Origin of the sequence: Pseudonocardia sp. NPDC049635 (assembly GCF_040659795.1) — a bacterium.
Taxonomy (GTDB): Bacteria; Actinomycetota; Actinomycetes; order Mycobacteriales; family Pseudonocardiaceae; genus Pseudonocardia.
The window spans coordinates 1-4318 of record NZ_JBFAON010000049.1 but is presented as its reverse complement, the minus strand read 5'-3'; the positions used below and the strand labels follow the sequence as shown (position 1 = coordinate 4318).

The 4318-nt window shown below is 70.8% G+C and carries 8 protein-coding genes; 2 read left to right on the top strand and 6 right to left on the bottom strand.

The genetic code is table 11. The features are described from left to right. Positions 1–38: 38 nt before the first annotated feature. From AB0J24_RS28620 to AB0J24_RS28600, 5 genes are all read right to left on the bottom strand, one after another. Complete coding sequence (locus AB0J24_RS28620; RefSeq protein ID WP_358686980.1) at positions 39–995, bottom strand: hypothetical protein; 957 nt, start codon at positions 993–995, stop codon at positions 39–41. Continuing rightward, on the bottom strand, positions 992–1159 hold the full coding sequence (locus AB0J24_RS28615; RefSeq protein WP_358686978.1) for a hypothetical protein: 168 nt from the start codon (positions 1157–1159) through the stop codon (positions 992–994). Before AB0J24_RS28615 ends, AB0J24_RS28620 begins: the two co-directional genes overlap by 4 nt. Beyond that, entirely contained in the window at positions 1156–1500 is a 345-nt protein-coding gene (locus AB0J24_RS28610; RefSeq protein WP_358686977.1) for a WhiB family transcriptional regulator, read from the bottom strand. Before AB0J24_RS28610 ends, AB0J24_RS28615 begins: the two co-directional genes overlap by 4 nt. Beyond that, positions 1497–1946: a hypothetical protein gene (locus AB0J24_RS28605; RefSeq protein WP_358686975.1), complete on the bottom strand. Its 450-nt coding sequence runs from the start codon at positions 1944–1946 to the stop codon at positions 1497–1499. The genes AB0J24_RS28610 and AB0J24_RS28605 overlap by 4 nt, the downstream gene beginning before the upstream one ends. 107 nt (positions 1947–2053) lie before the next feature. Further along, positions 2054–2476 (bottom strand): plasmid replication, integration and excision activator, encoded by a 423-nt coding sequence (locus AB0J24_RS28600; protein WP_358686973.1) that lies wholly within the window; start codon positions 2474–2476, stop codon positions 2054–2056. Between the two features lie 163 nt (positions 2477–2639). Between AB0J24_RS28600 and AB0J24_RS28595 the strand changes: the two genes are divergently transcribed. Then, complete coding sequence (locus AB0J24_RS28595) at positions 2640–3245, top strand: helix-turn-helix transcriptional regulator (RefSeq protein ID WP_358686971.1); 606 nt, start codon at positions 2640–2642, stop codon at positions 3243–3245. Beyond that, positions 3242–3577 (top strand): divalent-cation tolerance protein CutA, encoded by a 336-nt coding sequence (gene cutA, locus AB0J24_RS28590; RefSeq protein ID WP_358686969.1) that lies wholly within the window; start codon positions 3242–3244, stop codon positions 3575–3577. Before AB0J24_RS28595 ends, cutA begins: the two co-directional genes overlap by 4 nt. 17 nt (positions 3578–3594) lie before the next feature. Here the strand turns inward: cutA and AB0J24_RS28585 are convergent, their stop codons facing one another. Further along, positions 3595–3972, bottom strand: coding sequence for a hypothetical protein (locus AB0J24_RS28585; RefSeq protein ID WP_358686967.1), 378 nt, complete (start codon positions 3970–3972; stop codon positions 3595–3597). Positions 3973–4318: the final 346 nt, after the last annotated feature.

The following is a 4318-nucleotide window of genomic DNA, read 5'->3' as shown; positions in this document are numbered from 1 at the left end:
GAGGCCACCTTTACCAGGAGCCACGCTCGGACCGAAGATCACAACACCGACCCTGCCAGCCAGCCCCAGGCCAGCTGCTCTCGAGTCTCACAGCCCTTGCCTGCGCCGGTGGCGCCGCCGATCAGGGTGTGGCTACCGCGGATCGACTGCCGCCACGGGGTCCCGTACTCCGTCGCCCCCGAGAGCACCCGGTCCAGGTCCATCGCGTCCCCGGAAAGGCCGGCCATCGCGTCGAGGTCGGGTGCGGTGACGACGGCGTCGAGGAGGTTGCGGCGCTGGTAGTCGATCGACACCACGTTCGCGCTCAGTTCGCGGACCTGGCAGCGATTCACCCCACGCGCCACGGCCAGGGCGCGGGCGGCCTGGTCGAAGTCCTCCGGGGTCTGCCCGGGCACGAGACGGACCTTGACCTCGTCCCAGGAGGGGCCGGAGCGGACCGAGAGGACGCGGGGGAGCTGGTCGCGGCGCGGGCGCTCGCGGGGTGCGGTGGCGGTGCGGCGCAGCGGGTTGACCTGGATGACCGTGGCCCCGCCGCGGTCGGGGACCGTGAGGCCCACCGAGCGCAGCCAGCGCGGCATCCGGGGTGCGTAGACCAGCCAGCGCTGCCACCACGACCGCAGGTGACGCCCGGCCCAGCGATCGAACGAGGGCAGCGACGCGACCCGCCACACCCCGAGCCCAGCAGCGAGAACAGCGAGGGCGAGCAGCAGCGACAGCCAGCCCCACCACCAGCACCACACCGACACCACCGTGACCGTCGTGGTGGTGCGCCAGTGCCGGACCGCCCACACGATCGCGAGGAAGAGCCCCTTGACGGCGAACCACAGCGCGATGAACACGACCGCGGCGGTCGCGAGGGCTTCCACAACCTTCACGAGGTAGTGGCCGACCTTGTAGAGGACGTAGACGGCGACCGCGACCAGGGCGCCGCCGACGGTGAGGATCTGGTTGACCGACAGCGGCACATCGGCCGGTGAGACAGCAGCGGTGATCATTTCCGGCTTCCCTTGCCACGAGTGGTGCGGACGGTGGACAGCGGAACCAGGGCGAGCTGGTCGAGGTGATCGGCGCAGCGGCGGCGACGCGGGTCGGGGCGCTCGTGGAGCGGGGCGCGGCAGACCTCGCACCGGGCCGGGCGGGTCGGCTTGGTGGCGTTCATGCGACGTCACCGCCCACAGCTGGCGTGGTGGTGATGGTGAGTCCGGCGCGGTGCAGGGTCCGGCGCTCGCCCGGGGTGGTGCCGCCGGTGATGCCGTAGCGCCGAGTCGGGTCCTCTGTGGCGAGGGCGTCGGCGAGGCAGGCGGCGCGGACCGGGCAGCCCCGGCACACCCGGCGCGGTGTCTCGACCGAGGCGGCGCGGTCGTCGACCGGGAAGAACAGCTCGGTGTCCAGCCCCGCGCACGCGGCGTCCTCGCGCCAGCGGGTGTCGGTTGTCGTGGCGGCGGGATCCCTGATCGGGACGAGCCGCAGCACCGGGCGGCCGGTCGGCTGGGCGGTCATCGGGCCACCGCCGAGGCGTCCGGGAGCCCGGGTGCGGCGGGCTCGGTGAGGCCGAGGTCGGTCCAGTTGGACATGGCCCCGGCGATGTCGGAGGTGGGGCGTCCGTCGGCGAGGGCCTGCCAGTCGTCGGCGGTGTCGGTCCAGTAGCGGGCCTGGCGTTCGTTGTCGAGGACGGCGGTGACGACCGCCTGGACGTAGACGACGGGGACGCCGTTGGTGGCGGTGTCGTGTTCCAGGACGGCCCACCAGCGGGCGCGGCGGGTGTGGAGCTCGGCGAGCCGACGGGCTCGGGCGGCGTGGGCGAGCAGGTCCCCAGCCGGGGGCCGAGCGATATCGCGGATCGCGCGGCCGGTGCGACGGAGGCCGGCCACCACGAGCCGGACCACCGGAACGACAGTCATGTCGTCGGCGGAGGCGGGGGCCGCGGGTGCGGTTTGGGTGTTCATCTAGGGTCGGTGTCCTTCCGAACTCAGATGCCTGGCTAGGGCGTGGGTGAGGGAGATCCGGAGGGGGAGCCCGTTGCAGCGGGCCCCCCTCCACCTATGTGCGCAGTTCAGGCGGCGTCCTGGTTCTTGCCCGGGGCCGGGCGCTGGTGGCCGGGGGCGCGCATCCCGGCCGCGCGGAAGCTGTAGGCCACCCGGGGTCGGCCCCCGGACTCCTGCACGTACGGGGTGACGGTGAGGCCGTCGAACTCGACCGGGCGGAACGGCAGCCCGGCGGCGGCCTCGGGCGGGACCGGCTGGTGCGGCGCGGCGATCTTCACCGTCACCGTCTTGTCCGTCCGGCGGGCGGCGGGGTCGGCGTCGAGGACCGATACCGACCACACCGGCAGGCCGGATTCCTTGTCGAGCTGCTGCACCGGGCGTCCCGGGGCGGACTTGTCGAAGTCGCGCACCGGCTCGACCTCGGAGACGACGAACGCGCCGTGCGGGAACACGTCGCCCATCGCGACGGGGAACTTGTTGGTGATCGCCATCTGGCGCCTCCTCGGGTTGCTCGGCGAGACGGTCGTGTCTGCCGAGGTCAGACCGGCAGGGCGGACGTTCCCGACCTCATCTCGGACTAACTAGTCCTGCGATGAGGCGAACTAGTCCGGTTGTCAAGGACTAGGAAGTCCTACGACGATGGGGTGCGTGGAAATGGGCGAAGTGATCCGACGTCGCCGAGCTGACCTCGGCATGTCCCAGGCCGATCTCGCGCGCGTGGCCGGAGTCGACACCCGCCAGATCCGCCGCTACGAGGCGGGCGAGCAGCAGCCCCTGCTCTCGGTCGCCCTGACCATCGCCGACGCCCTCGGGATCTCGGTGAGTGAACTGGCCGGCCGCACACCTGGCCGCGTCTCGCTGACCGGGGACTGGTGGGCGTCGTGGCAGACCACCCGCGACGGCGTCGAGAAGATCGCCACCCAGCCGGTGCACATGCGCCAGGAGGGCGACCTCGTCCACATCGCCGCCACCCAACGCGGACTCAGCCAGGCCGAGGGCGGCTACCTCTGGTCGGGCGAGCTGCGCCTATGGGACAACCAGATCCTCACCGGCTGGTACGCCGCAGCAGATGGGGCCGTGCGCTCCAAGGGAACGATGTTCCTCGCCATGCACCCGCACGGGATCGAGTTCAACGGCCGCTGGGTCGGCCTCGGCTACGACGACCAGGTCATGACCGGCTGGGCAACCATGGGCCGCACCCGCGAGGACTCCGAGCGGACCATGACCGATCTCATCGCTGCCCGCGGCAGCGCGCCGTGAACTCGCCAGATGAGGTCGAGCTCTGCGAGGTCGTCATCACCGCGCCCGACCCTGAATGGCTGCGCGAGTTCACCCGGGGCCTGGTCGTCGAACGCTTGGCCTCCAACGTCCACAACTTCGCGCCAGTGCAGTCCACCTACCGGTGGGACGGCCAGGTCCACGACCGAACCGAAGGGCGCGCAGCGCTCCACACCCGGCGCAGCCTCATTCCGACCATTGTCGAGCGAGCAGCGGCCGCACACCCCTACGACGTCCCGAGCATCAGCGCACGGCCGATCCACGACGGCAGCCCCGTCTATCTCGCGTGGATCTGCGAACAGACGAAGCCATAGCGACGAGGCTGTCGCCGTCACGCGATGACGAGCGCCCGCGGTCCGGAGACATCAGCGGCTAACGTCAGGTCCGGGGCGACACCGTTGTCGCTCCACCAGTCCCACCACCCGCGGCCGGTGTCGTCACGCCACGGCGCGGACGGCACATAGGCATCCATCGGCACCCCGTGGAACAGATTGCCCGCCATCCCCAGTGAGCTGGTCCCCGACAGACCACGTGTACGGGGATCGAGCGGCTGCCCGACCGTCGGGTCGACGTCCAGGGCCGTGACCCGCACTCCCAGCTCCGTCGAGCGGAGCCGGTACGTCGTCATCATCGCCAGATCGGGCGTGAGCCAGCACTCGCGAAGACTGGCGTCGAGGCCGTCCATGAGCCAGGCGAAGCCCACCGCCACGGCGGACGCCCACTCTACGGGCGAAGTGGCGTCCGCGAACTCGATACTCCTCGGCCGTTTCACCGAACCCGCTCCTCCGGTCAGTGACGCGCGACCTCTATGTCAGGGCTGATAGCGCAGCCGGGTCCATCTCAAACTGCCACTTTCTCTCAGTCGATCCCGCGTCCAAAGCTCCGCGACTGGATTTTATTCGCTGTTCGGATCCGGTCCTGCATAGCCTGAGACTCGATTCCGCGGTGCTGCGGCGCAGATGTCGCCGGATCCTGAACTCTGACCCCCAGGCGTTCCGGGAATGTTGACCCCCTCCCGACGCTAGGGAGGTGTTGAACGTGGAGGACTGGGCGGA

Bases quoted from the DNA above. Each gene is read 5' to 3' on its own strand.
- AB0J24_RS28595 (WP_358686971.1), top strand. From the start codon at position 2,640: ATGGGCGAAGTGATCCGACGTCGCCGAGCTGACCTCGGCATGTCCCAG.
- AB0J24_RS28620 (WP_358686980.1), bottom strand. From the start codon at position 995: ATGATCACCGCTGCTGTCTCACCGGCCGATGTGCCGCTGTCGGTCAAC.
- AB0J24_RS28610 (WP_358686977.1), bottom strand. From the start codon at position 1,500: ATGACCGCCCAGCCGACCGGCCGCCCGGTGCTGCGGCTCGTCCCGATC.
- AB0J24_RS28615 (WP_358686978.1), bottom strand. From the start codon at position 1,159: ATGAACGCCACCAAGCCGACCCGCCCGGCCCGGTGCGAGGTCTGCCGC.
- AB0J24_RS28600 (WP_358686973.1), bottom strand. From the start codon at position 2,476: ATGGCGATCACCAACAAGTTCCCCGTCGCGATGGGCGACGTGTTCCCG.
- AB0J24_RS28605 (WP_358686975.1), bottom strand. From the start codon at position 1,946: ATGAACACCCAAACCGCACCCGCGGCCCCCGCCTCCGCCGACGACATG.